20 protein-coding genes and 1 other annotated feature are annotated in these 16,562 nt (G+C 39.5%); of the genes, 18 read left to right on the top strand and 2 right to left on the bottom strand.

Annotated elements, in window-relative coordinates:
* Positions 1-290 precede the first annotated feature (290 nt).
* The 18 genes from EPL02_RS18025 (at position 291) to pheA (ending at position 14,857) form a co-directional block, all read left to right on the top strand.
* On the top strand, positions 291-1,280 hold the full coding sequence (locus tag EPL02_RS18025; protein ID WP_131888344.1) for an SPOR domain-containing protein: 990 nt from the start codon (positions 291-293) through the stop codon (positions 1,278-1,280).
* A gap of 108 nt (positions 1,281-1,388) precedes the next feature.
* The gene (locus EPL02_RS18020; RefSeq protein ID WP_131888343.1) at positions 1,389-1,964 is read left to right on the top strand and encodes a Maf family protein; all 576 of its coding nucleotides are present in this window, start codon (positions 1,389-1,391) and stop codon (positions 1,962-1,964) included.
* Between the two features lie 16 nt (positions 1,965-1,980).
* Entirely contained in the window at positions 1,981-2,667 is a 687-nt protein-coding gene (gene radC / locus EPL02_RS18015) for a RadC family protein (protein WP_094911781.1), read from the top strand.
* Between the two features lie 228 nt (positions 2,668-2,895).
* Positions 2,896-3,921, top strand: coding sequence for a rod shape-determining protein (locus EPL02_RS18010; protein WP_094911780.1), 1,026 nt, complete (start codon positions 2,896-2,898; stop codon positions 3,919-3,921).
* Positions 3,922-3,940: 19 nt separating this feature from the next.
* The gene (gene mreC, locus EPL02_RS18005; protein ID WP_094911778.1) at positions 3,941-4,822 is read left to right on the top strand and encodes a rod shape-determining protein MreC; all 882 of its coding nucleotides are present in this window, start codon (positions 3,941-3,943) and stop codon (positions 4,820-4,822) included.
* The gene (mreD, locus tag EPL02_RS18000) at positions 4,822-5,343 is read left to right on the top strand and encodes a rod shape-determining protein MreD (protein ID WP_094911777.1); all 522 of its coding nucleotides are present in this window, start codon (positions 4,822-4,824) and stop codon (positions 5,341-5,343) included. The genes mreC and mreD overlap by 1 nt, the downstream gene beginning before the upstream one ends.
* Before the next feature lie 118 nt (positions 5,344-5,461).
* Positions 5,462-6,145: a septum site-determining protein MinC gene (gene minC / locus EPL02_RS17995; protein WP_094911775.1), complete on the top strand. Its 684-nt coding sequence runs from the start codon at positions 5,462-5,464 to the stop codon at positions 6,143-6,145.
* Positions 6,146-6,147: 2 nt separating this feature from the next.
* A complete protein-coding gene (gene minD / locus EPL02_RS17990) occupies positions 6,148-6,948 on the top strand; it encodes a septum site-determining protein MinD (protein WP_094911774.1) in 801 nt (266 codons plus the stop codon).
* A gap of 141 nt (positions 6,949-7,089) precedes the next feature.
* Positions 7,090-7,881, top strand: a complete 792-nt coding sequence (locus EPL02_RS17985; protein ID WP_094911773.1) for a M23 family metallopeptidase — start codon at positions 7,090-7,092, stop codon at positions 7,879-7,881.
* Entirely contained in the window at positions 7,874-8,737 is an 864-nt protein-coding gene (locus tag EPL02_RS17980) for a M50 family metallopeptidase (protein ID WP_094911772.1), read from the top strand. The genes EPL02_RS17985 and EPL02_RS17980 overlap by 8 nt, the downstream gene beginning before the upstream one ends.
* A gap of 89 nt (positions 8,738-8,826) precedes the next feature.
* Complete coding sequence (locus EPL02_RS17975; RefSeq protein WP_131888342.1) at positions 8,827-10,284, top strand: Rne/Rng family ribonuclease; 1,458 nt, start codon at positions 8,827-8,829, stop codon at positions 10,282-10,284.
* A gap of 80 nt (positions 10,285-10,364) precedes the next feature.
* Positions 10,365-10,437, top strand: a sequence feature (ribosomal protein L21 leader region).
* Positions 10,438-10,451: 14 nt separating this feature from the next.
* The gene (gene rplU, locus EPL02_RS17970) at positions 10,452-10,760 is read left to right on the top strand and encodes a 50S ribosomal protein L21 (protein ID WP_025908526.1); all 309 of its coding nucleotides are present in this window, start codon (positions 10,452-10,454) and stop codon (positions 10,758-10,760) included.
* Positions 10,761-10,772: 12 nt separating this feature from the next.
* A complete protein-coding gene (locus tag EPL02_RS17965) occupies positions 10,773-11,105 on the top strand; it encodes a ribosomal-processing cysteine protease Prp (protein ID WP_078989235.1) in 333 nt (110 codons plus the stop codon).
* Positions 11,106-11,121: 16 nt separating this feature from the next.
* The gene (gene rpmA / locus EPL02_RS17960) at positions 11,122-11,415 is read left to right on the top strand and encodes a 50S ribosomal protein L27 (RefSeq protein WP_094911768.1); all 294 of its coding nucleotides are present in this window, start codon (positions 11,122-11,124) and stop codon (positions 11,413-11,415) included.
* A 178-nt stretch (positions 11,416-11,593) separates the two neighbouring features.
* Positions 11,594-12,133, top strand: coding sequence for a Spo0B C-terminal domain-containing protein (locus EPL02_RS17955; protein WP_131888341.1), 540 nt, complete (start codon positions 11,594-11,596; stop codon positions 12,131-12,133).
* Between the two features lie 56 nt (positions 12,134-12,189).
* Positions 12,190-13,476 carry a GTPase ObgE gene (gene obgE / locus EPL02_RS17950; protein ID WP_094911765.1) on the top strand — a complete coding sequence of 429 codons (1,287 nt, stop codon included), beginning with the start codon at positions 12,190-12,192 and terminating at the stop codon, positions 13,474-13,476.
* 29 nt (positions 13,477-13,505) lie between these two features.
* Positions 13,506-13,955 carry an ACT domain-containing protein gene (locus EPL02_RS17945; protein WP_025908521.1) on the top strand — a complete coding sequence of 150 codons (450 nt, stop codon included), beginning with the start codon at positions 13,506-13,508 and terminating at the stop codon, positions 13,953-13,955.
* Between the two features lie 32 nt (positions 13,956-13,987).
* On the top strand, positions 13,988-14,857 hold the full coding sequence (gene pheA / locus EPL02_RS17940) for a prephenate dehydratase (RefSeq protein WP_131888340.1): 870 nt from the start codon (positions 13,988-13,990) through the stop codon (positions 14,855-14,857).
* A gap of 16 nt (positions 14,858-14,873) precedes the next feature.
* Here the strand turns inward: pheA and EPL02_RS17935 are convergent, their stop codons facing one another.
* On the bottom strand, positions 14,874-15,419 hold the full coding sequence (locus tag EPL02_RS17935; protein ID WP_094911762.1) for a transcription repressor NadR: 546 nt from the start codon (positions 15,417-15,419) through the stop codon (positions 14,874-14,876).
* A gap of 4 nt (positions 15,420-15,423) precedes the next feature.
* On the bottom strand, positions 15,424-16,560 hold the full coding sequence (locus EPL02_RS17930) for an IscS subfamily cysteine desulfurase (protein ID WP_131888339.1): 1,137 nt from the start codon (positions 16,558-16,560) through the stop codon (positions 15,424-15,426).
* Positions 16,561-16,562: the final 2 nt, after the last annotated feature.

Genomic DNA, 16,562 nt, shown 5'->3' with positions numbered 1-16,562 from the left:
AAGTATAACTAAAGTCCTGGATGTTGTTGTTGTTTTTATGATTGTAATCTCCTTAGTATTTATAGGTATATAGATTTAGTTCAATTGTTAAAATACGATATGAGATTGCTTGTATAAGAAGAGACATTAGGGTCTTTACCACCTTAACTGGTGGTCGACAGAATTAAAAATTCTGTAATAAAATAGCGAAACCTTTTATAACAAGACGACAAATGTCTTGTTATTTTTTTTATCGTCTATGATAGCATGGTAAAAAGTGTATGTGTTAGGCAGCAAAGGGTGGTGAAAAAGTGGACAAGCAAAATCCAAAAGTTACGGTCAAAATTAATGGTAAACAAAAGAATATACAAGATACGACTGCACCTAAGAAAAAGGAAGAAGACGTAGTATGGGTTCTTCCAGAAAAAATCGAGATGTCTGAGCGCAAAGTCGTTTCAATTGAAGAAGTGCGCAACGAAAAGAAAAAGCAGCCCAAAGAGCCTGTAGGTAAAATAACCATCAATAAATCATCGTTCTCAGCAGTGAGGAAATTCATTGTCATTGTAGGATTAGCAGTTACCGTCGGCGTAGGATTTGGCATGTTTGGCTTAAATACGATTACCAATGATAAGCAGCCCACTCCGGTCAGTAAAACTCCATCGGCAGTTGCGGTTAATTCTGAAGTGACTAATCAGCCGGAACAAACAAGTGCGGTTAAAAAAGAACCAAAAGAAAACGCAAAGTCTTCAGCAAAAGCAACGGTTGATGCGTTCCCAATCTATATTGTACAAGCAGGTGTTTTTTCTTCAAAAGAAGCAGCGAATAAAGCAAAAGAAAACCTAAATGGCGAAAGCGTTGTTTTTGGAAAAGATAATACTTACACCATTGTCATAGGCGCTAGCACAAGTGAATCAAAAGCAAAAGAGCTGAGGAATACCTATAAAAAAAGTAGTGAAGATGCCTATGTAAAATCATACGAGATGAAAGGTGCTGCTCAGCTGGCAGAAAGTGACGAAAAAGTGATGTCGACTCTACAACCATTTATGGCTAACGTAATGGATCAAGTAGGAAAAGCAGCGGAAGGAAACAAAGTATCAAGCGTAAGCGAGGTCAAGAAAGAACTGGATAAAATCCAAGAGCAAACGGATAATAAAGAGATAGGACAGTTAATTAAAACATTGGAACAATCGGTTTCTTCACTTGAATCATTTAATCAATCAAGTAAAAAAAGCGATAGTGATGAAGCGACTAAGTATTTGCTAACGTCTCTTGTTCAGTATCAGCAAATCATTAAGAAGTAAGTCAGGTGGCCTCGCTACCTGATTTGTTTATTGTAAAAAATGGTTAATCTTGTTAAAATTGAGTTGTGTTCTTTTTTTCAAATATTTGAAGTGTAAAGGTTGAGATCAATGAACAAAGAATTAATATTAGCCTCTGGCTCTCCTCGTCGTAAAGAACTGCTACAGCAGCTTCACATTCCTTTTTCCGTACATGTAAGCAACGTTGATGAAAAAGTTAATCCAAACTATTCACCGTCTGAGGTGGTGATGGATTTAGCATTGCAAAAAGCATCTGATGTTGCAATGCTGTATCCCAATCATATTGTACTAGGTTCCGATACGGTTGTTGTCTACAAAGACATTATTTTAGGAAAACCAGCTAGCGAAGCAGAAGCAGTTCAAACCTTAGAGATGCTTTCAGGAAAAAAACATCAGGTTCTTACAGGAGTAGCTCTTGTAGAAGGTGAGCAAGTTCAGACATTCTATGAAAAAACAGATGTTGAATTTTGGCCATTAACAGTAGATGAAATTACGCAGTACGTTCGAACGGGTGAGCCAATGGACAAGGCAGGCTCGTACGGTATACAAGGCCTAGGAGCTGCGTTTGTCAAAAGCATTCAAGGTGATTACTTTTCTGTTGTTGGTCTGCCGTTGTCTCGCACAATAAGAGAACTGAGAAAGCGTGGTTTCGCCTACTCCAATTGAGGAGGGAACCCATTTGATGAATGAATCATTAATGATGAAAGATTTTCCATATGAAGAAAGACCAAGGGAGCGCCTTATGCAAAAAGGTGCTTCCAGCTTATCAAATCATGAACTTATCTCTATCTTGCTTCGAACAGGAACGAAAGAAGAATCCGTTTTTCAACTAGCCAATCGAATTCTGCGCTATTTTGATGGATTGGAGCTATTACAAAATGCAACGCTGGATGAAATGGTGAGAATGAAAGGAATTGGACAAGCAAAAGCGGTTCAGCTTATGGCTGCAATTGAACTCGGAAAGCGGATGGCTCAGGTGAAACCAGGAGTAAAGTACGCTATTCGAAGCCCAGAAGATGGAGCAAATTACGTAATGGAAGAAATGCGTACATTACTTCAAGAGCATTTTGTCTGCCTTTATTTAAACACGAAAAACCAGGTTCTTCATAAACAAACCATCTTTATTGGTAGCCTCAATTCATCGATTGTACATCCTCGTGAAGTCTTTAAAGAAGCTTTCCGTCGCTCGGCAGCCTCTATTATTTGTGTACACAATCACCCTTCCGGAGACCCTACACCTAGTCGAGAAGATATCGATGTGACTAAACGCTTGCAAGAATGTGGATTAATCATTGGTATTGAACTTTTAGACCATTTAATTATTGGGGATCGAAAATATATTAGCTTAAAAGAAAAAGGATATATGTAATGCTATGCTTTTTAATTTCCTTGAGTTATAATAGTAGTCATGATTTTAAATGACAAGTTCTTTACAATCATCGGTTATTAATAGACAAAGTATGAAAATATATCATACAATATTTGGCGTTGACATCTATAAAAGAAGTATAGAAAATAAAAAATGTTATTAATGAAATGGTGAAATCGACTGAGAGGGTTTAGCCTTTGCATTTCGGTAAGAGAAAGGAAGAGACACATGTTTGGAATCGGTACTAGAGACCTTGGAATAGATTTAGGTACTGCAAATACACTTGTTTATGTTAAAGGAAAAGGAATTGTTGTACGTGAACCGTCAGTTGTAGCATTACAAACAGATACAAAGCAAATTGTAGCGGTTGGTAATGATGCGAAAAATATGATTGGTCGTACACCTGGAAATGTTGTAGCACTTCGTCCTATGAAAGATGGCGTAATTGCTGATTATGAAACAACAGCAACAATGATGAAATATTACATCAAACAAGCACAAAAAACAAAAAGTTTGTTTGCTGGCAAGCCTTATGTAATGGTATGCGTACCATCAGGAATTACGGCTGTTGAGAAACGCGCGGTTATTGACGCAACTCGCCAAGCTGGAGCTCGTGATGCTTATACAATTGAAGAACCATTTGCAGCAGCAATCGGGGCAAATTTACCTGTTTGGGAACCAACAGGAAGCATGGTGGTTGACATTGGTGGCGGTACTACAGAAGTAGCAATTATCTCATTGGGTGGTATTGTAACATGTCAGTCAATCCGTATTGCTGGAGACGAAATGGATGAAGCAATCATCCAATATATTCGCAAAAATTACAATCTTATGATTGGTGAACGTACGTCAGAAGCGTTAAAAGTTGAAATTGGTTCAGCAGGTATCCCTGAAGGAATCGATAACATGGAGATTCGTGGACGTGACTTATTAACTGGGTTACCGAAAACAATTGAGATTTCGGCAGAAGAGATTGCTGATGCGTTGAAAGATACGGTTGCAGCTATTGTTGATTCAGTAAAAGGTACGCTTGAAAAAACACCACCAGAATTAGCGGCAGATATTATGGACCGCGGAATTGTGTTAACAGGCGGCGGTGCCTTACTACGCAATTTAGATCGTGTAATTAGTGAAGAAACAAATATGCCTGTTGTCATTGCAGAAGATCCGTTAGACTGTGTAGCAATTGGAACAGGAAAAGCATTAGATAATATTGATTTATTCAAAAATCGTACAAGCGATTCATATCGCTAAACAGTAAGAGGTGTAAATCGTGCCACAGTTTTTTCTAAATAAACGTCTAGTTATTTTGTTAGTTAGTATTATTGTATTAGTGGCATTGATTGGTTTTTCGTTAAATGGTCGTAAAGATGTAACGTGGCCTGAACAGTTTGTGAAAGACACGGTCGGTCTTGTTCAGGCTACATTTCACCAACCCGCACAGTATGTAGCGGGTTTCTTTGAAAATGTAGGTGACCTAAAACGTACATATGAAGAAAATGAAGTGCTAAAAGCACGCCTTGACGAGCGTATGCAATTAGAAGCGAAAGTAAGTGAGCTAGAAACAGAAAATGATAAGCTACGTGAACAGGTGGATAAAGAAAGCGACCTCAAAGCTTATAGTCCAATCGAAGCAACGGTTATTGCTCGAAACCCAGACCGCTGGCATGACGTTATTGCTATTGATAAAGGGAAAGTTCACAATGTTGAAGAAAACATGGCCGTGATTACGCCAGGTGGACTTATTGGGAAAGTAAAACATGCTTCTCAGTTTACTTCAACGGTTCAATTGATTAGCTCATCCGATCGTACTAACCGCGTATCGGCTAAGATTCAAGCAAAAACACCTGTGTACGGTTTAATTGAAGGATACGACGAAGAAGAACAAGCTCTTTTATTAAGACGAATTCCATTTGATGCTGAAATTAAAGAAAAACAAAAAGTTGTTACCTCTGGCCTTGGGGGCGAAGATGGTGTATTCCCAAGCGGACTTGTTATTGGGGAAATTACAAAGATTGAGCCTGATGAGTACGGTTTAACACAAAAAGCATACATTAAGCCATCAACAGACCTATACGACCTTGACCATGTCATGGTTGCTAAAAGAAGTACAGTGATGTCTGAAGACAGCTTAGAAGTAGAGGAGGAAGAGTGATGAAACGCTTCCTCTTACCTTTCATAATTCTAGTTATTTTTATGTTAGAAAGCATTTTTGTAAACTTTGTTGCGATGCAGCCAGCTTTTCGAGACTGGCTTTTATCGCCGCGCTTTGTTTTAATTGCGCTAGTGTTTATGACTATTTATATTAATCGCAAGCAAGCGATGATTTTTGGAATTGTTTTTGGGTTTTTATATGATATCGCCTTTACGGATGTACTGGGTATTTATGCGCTTGGCCTACCAGCCGTATGTTATATCGTGTCACAGCTGATAAAAATTTGGCAAAACAATTTATTAGTGGTACTTTTTATTTGTTTAATTGCAGTTGCAATTATTGAATTTTATGTATATGGCATTAATACAATTATCGGGGTATCCGATATGGTACTGGGGCGTTTCTTAGCGGAACGATTCTATGCGACTCTGATTTTAAATGCAATTTTTGCGGTGATTTTTGCGCTACCTCTACAAAAGTGTTTTCAATACTTTTCACTGTTTTATGCGAAGGAGCGATGATGCTTCAAAAAAAGTCAATTTTCTAGTTCCAAGTTCGTAGAAATGTTGTGATTCTGCGAGTGAAAAAAAGGAATTGGTAAGTCTCTGTCGAAATTATATATTCGTTGAGGTGAGCGTCTTGAATAAACAAAAGCAACAAAATATAACCATTAAAGGAACGAAAGATGGACTAACGCTCCATCTCAATGACGCATGTTCGTTCGAGGAGCTATTAGCTGAACTACAGACGAAGCTTTTGACGAATAAACATGGAGATGACGAGCAGCATGTCACCGTATATGTGAAAGTTGGAAATCGTTTTATTACTGAAGATCAGGAAAACGAGCTAAAGGCGCTCATCGAGAAGAATCGACACTTAGTGGTCAAGCAAATCGATAGTAACGTCATTTTAAAACAGGATGCATTACGGGTAAAAGAACAAGAAGAATTAGTTTCTGTTGCAAAAGTTGTGCGCTCAGGACAAGTGCTTCACGTCGAAGGAGACCTATTATTAATCGGCGACGTTAATCCTGGGGGAACCATTGTAGCAGGGGGAAATCTTTTTATATTAGGTGCTTTAAAAGGAATTGCTCATGCAGGGTATCGTGGTAATAAAACGGCAGTCATTGCAGCTTCAATTATGCAACCGTCTCAGCTTCGAATTGCTGATGTAATTACACGACCCGAAGAAGAGGATAGTGATAAAGAGCAAAGTGTCATGGAATGCGCATATTTAGATGACGCAAATCAAATGGTCATAGACCGCGTTCAAGGCTTAGCGAGTCTACGACCTAACTTGACAAGGTTAGAAAGGAGAATTTGACAGTGGGAGAGGCTATTGTTGTTACGTCTGGTAAAGGTGGAGTTGGGAAAACAACGACATCTGCCAACTTAGGTACTGCGCTGGCGTTAGCTGGAAAGCGCGTTTGTTTAGTAGACACTGATATCGGTCTGCGCAACCTTGATGTTGTGATGGGACTGGAAAATCGAATTATATATGATCTTGTAGACGTGGTAGAAGGGCGCTGCCAACCTCAAAAAGCCTTAATTAAAGACAAACGATTTGAATGTTTGTATCTGCTTCCTGCTGCTCAAACGAGCGATAAGACAGCTGTTCAGCCAGAGCAAATGCGTGAGCTGATTCTTGAATTAAAGCAAGAGTACGACTATGTCATTATTGATTGCCCAGCTGGTATTGAGCAAGGGTATAAAAATGCAGTAGCTGGTGCAGATAAAGCGCTCGTTGTGACAACTCCAGAAGTGTCAGCTGTTCGTGATGCTGATCGCATTATTGGGTTGCTCGAGCAAGAAGATATTGAATCACCAAAGCTTGTCATTAACCGAATTCGAAGTCATATGATGAAAAATGGAGATATGCTTGATGTAGATGAAATTGCTCAGCTGCTTGCAGTTGACCTTATTGGAATTGTAGCCGATGATGAAAATGTCATTAAAGCATCTAATAGCGGTGAGCCTATCGTTATGGATCCATCTAGCAAGGCTTCCATTGCTTATCGTAATATCGCACGACGAATTCTTGGTGAAACCGTTCCTTTACAATCGCTTGATGATGAAGATAAAGGGATGTTCGCACGCATTAAACGATTCTTTGGTGTACGCGCATAAAAATAAAACGTTTGTTTGAAAAGCTTCCGGTATGGAAGCTTTTTTTCGTTTCGCTATTCATCATTTTAATCCTGTCATAACGATACCGGACAAGTCATACATTAAATTGTATAAGTTTAAGGACAAGGAGAATGATGAATCATGAATCGACGTGCTGATGAAATTCGAAAGCGAATTGCTGAGCGTAAAAAAAAGCAGCTGTCTACTGCTAAGAAAATCCCGCATGAGCCACTTCATACGTCATTGATGAGTGAAGAAGAAAAGTATGGTTTTCCTGATTATTCACCTATTGAATATACGCCTACTACTAGTGGCGGTGAGCGCTATCCCTTCTTTCGAAAAGAGCGTTTCTTTTTTAAAGTGTTAGCTTCAGCTTGCTTAGTGCTCATCGTAGCAATTTTATTTAAAAGTCCTTCCCCGACATTTGAAAAAGCAAGGACGTACATTTCCACAACAATGGATCAAGAATTTCAGTTTGCAGCAGTTTCATCTTGGTATGAAGACCAATTTGGCAAGCCTCTTACACTTTTACCACAAAAAGATGAACCTAAAATTGATGAGCAAAGCGTTAGCGGAGGTTACGTTATGCCTGCATCTGGAAAAGTGATGGAAACTTTTGAAGAGGATAAGCAAGGCGTAACAATTCAAACAGGAGCTGATTCTGTTGTGGAAGCCATGAGTGAAGGGATTGTTCGCTATGTTGGTAAGCGAGATGGAATTGGTAACACGGTAATTATCCAGCATGCTGATGGCTCTGAAACATGGTATGGACAATTAAAAACGGTGGATGTAAACGTTTATGACTTTGTTAATAAAGGAAAAGAACTTGGCGTAGTGGCAAGTTCAGACGATGGAGAAACAGGCCTCTTTTATTTTGCTATAAAAAAAGGTGAAAAGTTTGTGGATCCTAGTCAGGTGATTCAATTTGAATAGCTACTTATCACTCCTGATGAAAATTCATATTCACCCTCTGTTGTGGGGGGTTTTTATTATTGGGATTTTTACAGCCACAATTAAGCCTTTGATGATTTTATTTGTAATTATCCTGATTCATGAGTTGGGTCACGCGTTTGCTGCTCACCATTTCTCATGGCGAATTAAACGAATTATGCTGCTGCCATTTGGTGGAGTAGCAGAAGTAGATGAACATGGAAACCGTCCGTTGCGTGAAGAGCTAATTGTTACAATTAGCGGACCTATTCAGCATATTTGGCTCGTTGGAGGTGCTTACTTATTTGCTGAGCTTGGTTGGATCCAAGCAGAAACATATGAACAATTTCTCTATCAAAATGCGCTTATATTCTTTTTTAATTTATTACCTATTTGGCCCTTAGATGGAGGGAAGATTTTGTTTTTATGGTGCAGTAGATATGCACCGTTTTTAAAAGCACATGAGCGAATGTTAAAGCTATCAAGTGGATTTTTAGTAGCTTTATGCCTCTATACAGCTATTGTCTATGCAATGCACCTTCACTTATGGATTGTTTTAGCCTTTCTAATTCTTTGTCATTATCAAGAATGGCGTAATCGCCATTTTGTTTACATGCGCTTTTTACTAGAACGATATCATGGAAAAGAAAGGGCAATTGCTACTTTACAGCCGGTGAATGCGTCTGCAAACGAGCAGATTTACGACGTGTTAAAGAAGTTCAAAAGAGGTTGTAAGCATATGATTGTGTTTCAAGCAAACGGTGAAGCATTGAGAATTGATGAAAACGAATTGCTTCATGCTTACTTTGTGGAGAAAAGAGTGGACAGCTCACTTAACGAGCTTGTATCTATCTATTAAAATCAAGTAACATATAAAGAAGGTAAAGTTCGGCTGAACGCGTAGCCGGACTTTTTTAATTGAACATTTAAAGAAGTGGAGATTTAAACGTGAGAAAATGTATTATTAATGCTGCAACAAAATCGAAGCGCATTGCTGTTATAAATGATGGAGAGCTAGAAGAGGTTTATTTAGAAGAGCAGAATAAGCACCAGATTGTTGGTGATATTTATATAGGGCGAGTTGTGAAGGTTATACCCGGTATGCAGGCCGCATTTATTGACATTGGTCTATCACAAAATGGATTTATTCATCAGCAAGAGCTCATTTCGTATCGAAATGATTCAGACAGCCAAAAGGACAGCAGGGCAATGTCAGCTTTTATTCGAGAAGGTGATGCCATTGTTGTTCAGGTGATTAAAGAAGGGATTGGAACAAAAGGACCACGCTTAACCGGTGTTATTGAATTTGCAACAGAAGAGCTTGTTTATTTGCCTGAAGGAAATTATGTGGCAGCTTCGAAAAAGATGGAGGAGCAGGAGCGAGTTAAGTGGAAACAGCTCGGTCAACAGCTCATTGAAAACAAAGAAGGCCTTGTCTTTCGAACAGCTGTGCAATCGCTGACAGAGGAACAGGTAATGAAAAGAGTCAAAGAACTGAGGAGGCAGTATCAGCATGAAATTGTAGCAAATAAGAATCAGAAGGCACCAAAGCTCTTAAAAAAAGGCCAAGAGTTTTTGAATTCAGTTGTACAAAGTGTGAGTAAAAAAACAATACAAGAATTCGTAGTGGATGATTTTACCCATTATCAACAGCTTCTTGAAACGTATCCCACATTACCTTTTTACTATTATAAAGGAACTGAAAGCGTATTTGAGCACTATGATATCGATAGCCAAGTTGAAAAACTTTTGAGACGAACGGTTTGGCTAAAAAGTGGTGGCTATATTGTGATTGATGAAACAGAAGCAATGACGGTAGTAGACGTAAATACAGGAAAGTTTAGCGGGAAAAGCTCACTGAGGGAAAACATTTTGCGTGTTAATAAAGAAGCTGCCCTTGAAATAGCTAAGCAGCTAAAGCTTCGCCATATCGGCGGTATGATACTAGTTGATTTCATTAACATGAGTAGCCGACAAGATCGTGAGGTATTGCTACAGTATGTTCAAGATATCGTCAAAGTAGATGAAGTTCGTACTACTGTGGTTGGGTTTACTGAACTTGGTATTTTGCAACTAACTCGCAAAAAGGTACGCGATAGCATTGGTTCTACCTTAACGATGGCTTGTCAGGTTTGCAATGGAACAGGACGAGTGATGGATGCAGAAACCATTGCGTTTCAAATTGAACGTAAGTTATGGGAATATCGATTTTCAACAGAAGAAGCCATTTGGATAGAAACGCGTGAAGATGTAGAAGAACACTTAAAAAAAGATGGTTTCTTTCATGCGTTAGAAGAAATGATTGGACTAAAGTTGTACTGTACGTCAACTCTTTCAGCTTCTCATACGTATCACATTAAATATGTAGGGCAAGAATCTGTCATTCAGGAAAGGATAAAAAAGTAATCTTTTTACGAATAAAGTTACAAATCTAATTGACACTTACCTTCATACTGTAGTAAGATTTAATATGTTGGTTTGTAGCACCCGTGCTACAACCGCTCAGAACAGGTTTTAAGTCCGATATGGACACCTGTGATGGCGAGTCTTAGTTTTTAGAGGAGGTGCAGAGAATGTACGCAATTATCGAAACTGGTGGTAAACAAATTAAAGTAGAAGCTGGTCAAGCAATCTACATCGAAAAACTTGCTGGTGAACAAGGCGAAACAGTTACTTTTGATAAAGTATTATTTGTAGGTGGCGACAACGTTAAAGTTGGTGCTCCATTTGTTGAAGGTGCAACAGTTACGGCTAAAGTTGAAAAACAAGGTCGTGCTAAGAAAATCACTGTATTCAAATACAAAGCAAAGAAAAACTATCGTCGTAAGCAAGGTCACCGTCAACCTTACACAAAAGTTGTTATCGACGCTATCAACGCGTAAGATTAGCATCTGATGATCAAGGTGACAATTTCTCGTAACGCAAACAAGCAAATCGACGGGTTCACGATGAGTGGACATGCTGAATTTTCCGAGCATGGAAAAGATCTTGTTTGTGCGGGAGCATCGGCAGTTTCATTTGGCACTTTAAACGCTATTCATTCAATAACCGGCGTAACGCCAGTTATTAAGCAGGGTGGAGATGGTGGATATCTTCGCTGTGAGATTCCAGAAAATGTTGATTTATCGGCATTGGAGCAAATTCATCTTTTGCTAGAAGGAATGGTTGTGTCTTTGAAAACAATCGAATTAGACTACAGTAAATATATAAAAATTAACGACAATTAAACAGGAGGTGGATGTCATGTTAGTAAGATTAGACCTTCAATTCTTCGCTTCTAAAAAAGGAGTAGGTAGTACTAAAAACGGTCGTGATTCAATCGCGAAACGTCTTGGTGCTAAACGTGCTGATGGCCAATTCGTAACTGGTGGTTCAATTTTATACCGTCAACGCGGTACTAAAATTTACCCAGGTGCAAACGTAGGTCGTGGTGGAGATGATACTCTATACGCTCAAATCGACGGTATCGTTAAATTTGAACGTTTCGGTCGTGACCGTAAAAAAGTATCTGTATATCCAGTAGCTCAAGAAGCATAAGCTGTGAAAAGAAAACTCTAACCTCAATGGAGGTTAGAGTTTTCTTTTTGTAGAATAATTCACCTATTCTCCACTGGAATTTGTTATAATCGAACATATTAAATAACAATGATGCGAGATGTTTTTATCGCCTAGAAGTTACTTATGCTCGAGTCAAAAGTTAGTTAGGAGTGCGAAAATGAAAAAAGAGTGGGATGTTGTCGAAGTATTAAAATATGCTAGGCATGATTGGCTAAACAAGATACAGCTAATTAAAGGCAATTTAGCACTGAATCGGGTAGATCGAGCGAACGACATCATCAATACAATCGTGAACGAGTCACAGCACGAATCAAAATTGACAAGCATGAATATGCGTTTGTTCACAGGGTTTGTTATGACTTATCACTGGTATAACCACGCGGTTCGGTTGGAGCTTGAAGTGCTCGGAAACGCTCAGGATTTATCAAAGTACGATAATGAAGTATACAGATGGTGCCGTTATTTAACCGGTTTGCTAGAATCTCATATTGATTATCATGCTGATAATTATTTGAGTATTTCATTATGCACAGAAGAGCAGGAACCTCGTTTCTTTTTTGATTTTAGTGGAATACTAACGGATATGCAAAATTTACAAGAACAGCTCGGTAGCTATGAATATGGTCAAATGCTTACATGCGTTGAACAAGAGATGCTTCCAACTGAGTTTAATATTCAAATTAAAATAAATACATGAGTAGATCTCTTTTGTACAAGTGTACAGAAGAATGAACTAGAACGGAGTGAAAGTACATGTTTGTAGATCAGGTCAAGGTATATGTGAAAGGTGGCGACGGAGGAAATGGTATGGTTGCCTTCCGTCGTGAAAAGTATGTGCCAAAGGGAGGTCCTGCTGGGGGTGACGGTGGTCACGGAGCAGACGTTATCTTTGAAGTAGAAGAAGGCTTACGTACACTTATGGATTTCCGCTATAAGCGACATTTTAAAGCAGATCGTGGTGAGCACGGTATGTCAAAAGGTCAGCATGGTCGTAATTCAGAAGCAATGATTGTTAAAGTGCCACCAGGAACAGTTGTGATTGATGCAGAAACAAAAGAAACGGTCGCAGATTTAGTCGAACACGGTCAGCGTGCAGTGATTGCAAAAGGGGGACGTGGTGGTCGAGGAAATACGCGTTTTGCAACGCCGGCTAACCCAGCTCCAGAGCTTTCTGAAAACGGAGAGCCAGGGCAAGAGCGCGATGTTATCCTTGAGCTAAAAGTATTGGCTGATGTTGGATTAGTTGGATTTCCAAGCGTAGGGAAATCAACGCTACTATCCGTTACGTCTGCTGCTAAGCCAAAGATTGCCGAGTATCATTTTACAACGCTTGCACCAAATTTAGGCGTTGTTGAAACAGGAGACAACCGTAGCTTTGTTATGGCGGATCTACCTGGTTTAATTGAAGGTGCACACGAAGGCGTTGGTTTAGGACATCAGTTTTTACGCCATATTGAACGTACGCGTGTTATTGTTCACGTAGTCGACATGTCTGGGTTAGAAGGTCGTGACCCTTATGAAGACTATTTAACAATTAATGAAGAGCTACGCCAATACAACCTACGCTTAACAGAGCGTCCGCAAGTGGTAGTAGCAAATAAAATGGATATTCCAGAAGCGGAAGAAAATTTAGCGCGCTTTAAGGAAAAAGTAGGAGAAGAAGTGAAGGTATTCCCTATCTCTGCTGCAACGCGTGATGGAATTCGTGAACTGTTGTTTACGGTTGCTGACCTTGTAGATACAACGCCTGAATTCCCAATGCATGAAGAGGAAGATTTATCAACTCATCGCGTACTTTACAAGCACGAGAAGAAGGAAGTAGAATTCCACATTACACGTGATAGCGATGGTTCATTTGTATTAGATGGTGAAAAAGTTGAAAAGCTGTTCAAGATGACCGATTTCTCAAGAGACGAATCTGTTCGCCGCTTTGCTCGCCAGCTTCGTGGTATGGGCATAGACGAAGCGCTTCGTGAAAGAGGCGCAAAAGATGGAGATATTGTAAAGCTATTTGAATATGAGTTCGAATTTATCGACTAATCATTCATGTCACAGGGGAGGGGCTTGACTTGGATAAGGCTGATAAGCAGTTTTATTTAGTACGAGAAGATGTATTGCCAGAAGCCATGAAGAAAACGCTGGATGCAAAGCTGCTAATTGAACGTGGAAAATCAGCTTCCGTAGCTGATGCAGTTCAAGAGGTTGACTTAAGCAGGAGTGCTTTTTATAAATATAGAGATACTGTGTTCCCGTTTCAAACGGTTGTGACACAGCGAATTATTTCACTCTTTTTTCACCTGGAAGATCGCTCAGGTACGTTATCTCATTTACTAAGTGTCGTAGCCTCTTCAGGGTGTAATGTGTTAACAATTCACCAAACCATTCCGCTACAAGGAAGAGCAAATGTTACGCTCTCTTTAGATATTGCAAGCATGAAGGTTGAGCTGAACGATTTGTTACGAGAATTAAAAAGGCTTGCATTTGTAGACAAGGTTGAAGTCCTTGGTTCAGGTGCTTAACTAGAAAGCAGACATAGACAGGAGAGAGAAGAATCGTGGGGAAAGTAGGATATTTAGGACCAAAAGCAACATTTACACATGTAGCAGTTCAAGAAGTATTTTCAGAATATGAGCAGATTCCCTTTAAGACTATTCCATCTTGTATTGATGCGGTGTATAACGAAGACGTAGAGTATGGAATCGTTCCGCTTGAAAATGCATTAGAAGGTTCCGTTAATTTAACACTTGATTATTTAATTCATGAGCATCGCCTTCCCGTGGTAGGTGAGATTATTTTACCGATTCGTCAGCATTTAATGGTTCATCCTAATCATGCAGACAAATGGGAAGAGGTTAAGACTGTGTATTCACATCCCCACGCTATTGCGCAGTGTCATAAGTTTTTGTACGGTAGCTTGGGACATGTTCCGGTGGAAGAAATGACATCAACAGCATTTGCTGCAAAGTACGTTAGCGAGAACCCAGAAGAAGTAGTCGGTGCAATTGCCAACGGATTAGCTGCTAAGGAGTATGGGCTTCATATTGCACGACCCAATATTCATGATTATGATCACAATACGACTCGGTTCGTCGTGCTTCATAAAGACCGAACTCGCGCTGTGCCATTTGAGCAAGAGAATGGCTACAAAACGACTTTAATGATTACATTACCATCGGATCAAGCTGGAGCACTGCATCAAGTACTGTCTGCATTTGCATGGCGTAAGTTGAATTTATCTAAAATTGAATCAAGACCAATGAAGACAGGACTAGGAAATTACTTCTTTATTGTCGATATTGAACAAGAAATGGACGAGGTGCTAATACCAAGCGCTATTGCTGAACTTGAAGCACTTGGATGTAAGGTAGCTATTCTAGGAAGCTATCCACATACGTTACTCGACCGAAAAATCCCGCTATAAAATATAGCGGGATTTTTTATTCACTCTTTAATAAGTAGCCAGCTTGCTCAAGTGCTTCGCAGGCTGCATCAAGCTTCTGAATAGTGTCAGCTTCAAGTGTATGAAGGTGAGTACCTTCTGTTAATTGCGACAGATACGTTGCATTTGTTTGGTTAATCTTTTGTAAAAAGGCTTCTACATCTTTACGAGTTTGAACCATCATTGAAGCCGTGAGTTCTCCGTACACGGGATGTTCAATGGTTACGTCTTTTACGCATACTCCATGATCTACAATCATAAACAGCTCTTTTTCCGTATCTTCAGGTGCATGATGACAAGCAATAATTCGTTGCTGAGAGGATGCCTGGTTAGGAGATTGCATATAAATATAGCCTTGGCTTGTAGCTAGAATGGGTTCATTACGGGCTTTTAAGAGCGAGATATCTTGCACAATTACCTGTCTGCTTACCTTTGTTCTCTTTGATAGTTCACTGCCCGTCATAGGCTGTTGCTCAGTTTTTAACCATTGTAAAATGAGCTCTCGTCGCTCTTCACCTAAAACTTTGCGTTGATTTTCTGACATGCTTTTACCGCTCCTTCATAATCTCTTTATGTAATAAATGAAGCACCTTCATTAGTTCATCCAAATCTTCCGTAGTTGTATGCAAACTAAAGGAAATACGAATAAAATTTTTGGCTTGCTCGGGGCTTTTTCCAATAGCTAGTAACGAACGAAGAGGGGCTTGTTTATGAACTGTACAAGCACTGCCGGTTGCTACTGCGATATTGTGACGATTACATTGTAACATAACATACTGACCTTGTACGTTGCGGAACGTTAGTCCAATGATGCCTGGAAAATGAGCGGGACTATTTGCTTCCATCTGAACAAACCCTTGTAAGCCCTCAATTTGTGTAAGTAAATACGATTTTAAGTGCTCAAAGTGGTTGTAAGATTTTTTTAACTGGTTATGGGCATGTTCTGCAGCTGTCGCAAAGGCTACAATCCCTGGGACATTCATAGTACCTCTATCGTGTTCTGTAACTAAATTAATTAGGTTAGAAATGCTTTTACCAGAGGCTGGGCGAATGTAAACAAATCCAACTCCTTTAGGACCATATAATTTATGACTCGCTACAGATAGACTATCAATGCTTGCTTTTTCAACGTCAATTGGTATTTTTCCAAATGACTGCACGCAGTCACAGTGAAACCAAATACCGTGTTCTTTTAGCAACTGTCCAATAGCTTGGATTGGCTGAATCGACCCAAGCTCGTGATTGACATGCTGAATGGCTACAAGAACCGTATCTTCTTGAATTGCTTGTTTCAAAGCTTCTATTGATACAACGCCAGCTTTATTAACCGGTAGATAAGTAATGGTGTAACCAACTTTTTGAGAAGAAGAAAGCGCTCGTAAGACCGAAGCATGCTCTAACGAAGTCGTTATAATATGTTTTCCTCTATGTTCCGTACGCTGAAGAAGAGATTGAATAGCCAGCATATTGGACTCTGTTCCTCCGCTTGTAAAGTGTATACCTTGCGTATCTCCATTTATAAAAGAAGCGAGCTTGTGTCGACATAAAGAAAGCAAGTCCCCTGCTTGAGTACCAATCGTATGTAGACTGTTCGCGTTTCCATAATAAGATATGGCAGCTGTGTTATATGCTTCGATTGATTCCTTACTCATAGGCGTGGTTGCCGCATAATCAAGATAAACCATAG

Origin of the sequence: Bacillus sp. CBEL-1 (assembly GCF_004348885.1) — a bacterium.
Classification (GTDB): Bacteria; Bacillota; Bacilli; order Bacillales; family Bacillaceae_H; genus Priestia; species Priestia aryabhattai_A.
The sequence above is the reverse complement of the archived record's forward strand: the minus strand, read 5'-3'. Positions and strand labels throughout refer to the sequence as shown.

Coding starts and splice junctions, on each gene's coding strand:
- obgE (WP_094911765.1), top strand. CDS start 12,190: ATGTTTGTAGATCAGGTCAAGGTATATGTGAAAGGTGGCGACGGAGGA.
- EPL02_RS17985 (WP_094911773.1), top strand. CDS start 7,090: ATGAATCGACGTGCTGATGAAATTCGAAAGCGAATTGCTGAGCGTAAA.
- radC (WP_094911781.1), top strand. CDS start 1,981: ATGAATGAATCATTAATGATGAAAGATTTTCCATATGAAGAAAGACCA.
- mreD (WP_094911777.1), top strand. CDS start 4,822: ATGAAACGCTTCCTCTTACCTTTCATAATTCTAGTTATTTTTATGTTA.
- EPL02_RS18020 (WP_131888343.1), top strand. CDS start 1,389: ATGAACAAAGAATTAATATTAGCCTCTGGCTCTCCTCGTCGTAAAGAA.
- EPL02_RS18010 (WP_094911780.1), top strand. CDS start 2,896: ATGTTTGGAATCGGTACTAGAGACCTTGGAATAGATTTAGGTACTGCA.
- rpmA (WP_094911768.1), top strand. CDS start 11,122: ATGTTAGTAAGATTAGACCTTCAATTCTTCGCTTCTAAAAAAGGAGTA.
- EPL02_RS17935 (WP_094911762.1), bottom strand. CDS start 15,419: ATGTCAGAAAATCAACGCAAAGTTTTAGGTGAAGAGCGACGAGAGCTC.
- rplU (WP_025908526.1), top strand. CDS start 10,452: ATGTACGCAATTATCGAAACTGGTGGTAAACAAATTAAAGTAGAAGCT.
- EPL02_RS17930 (WP_131888339.1), bottom strand. CDS start 16,560: ATGGTTTATCTTGATTATGCGGCAACCACGCCTATGAGTAAGGAATCA.
- EPL02_RS17955 (WP_131888341.1), top strand. CDS start 11,594: ATGAAAAAAGAGTGGGATGTTGTCGAAGTATTAAAATATGCTAGGCAT.
- EPL02_RS17965 (WP_078989235.1), top strand. CDS start 10,773: ATGATCAAGGTGACAATTTCTCGTAACGCAAACAAGCAAATCGACGGG.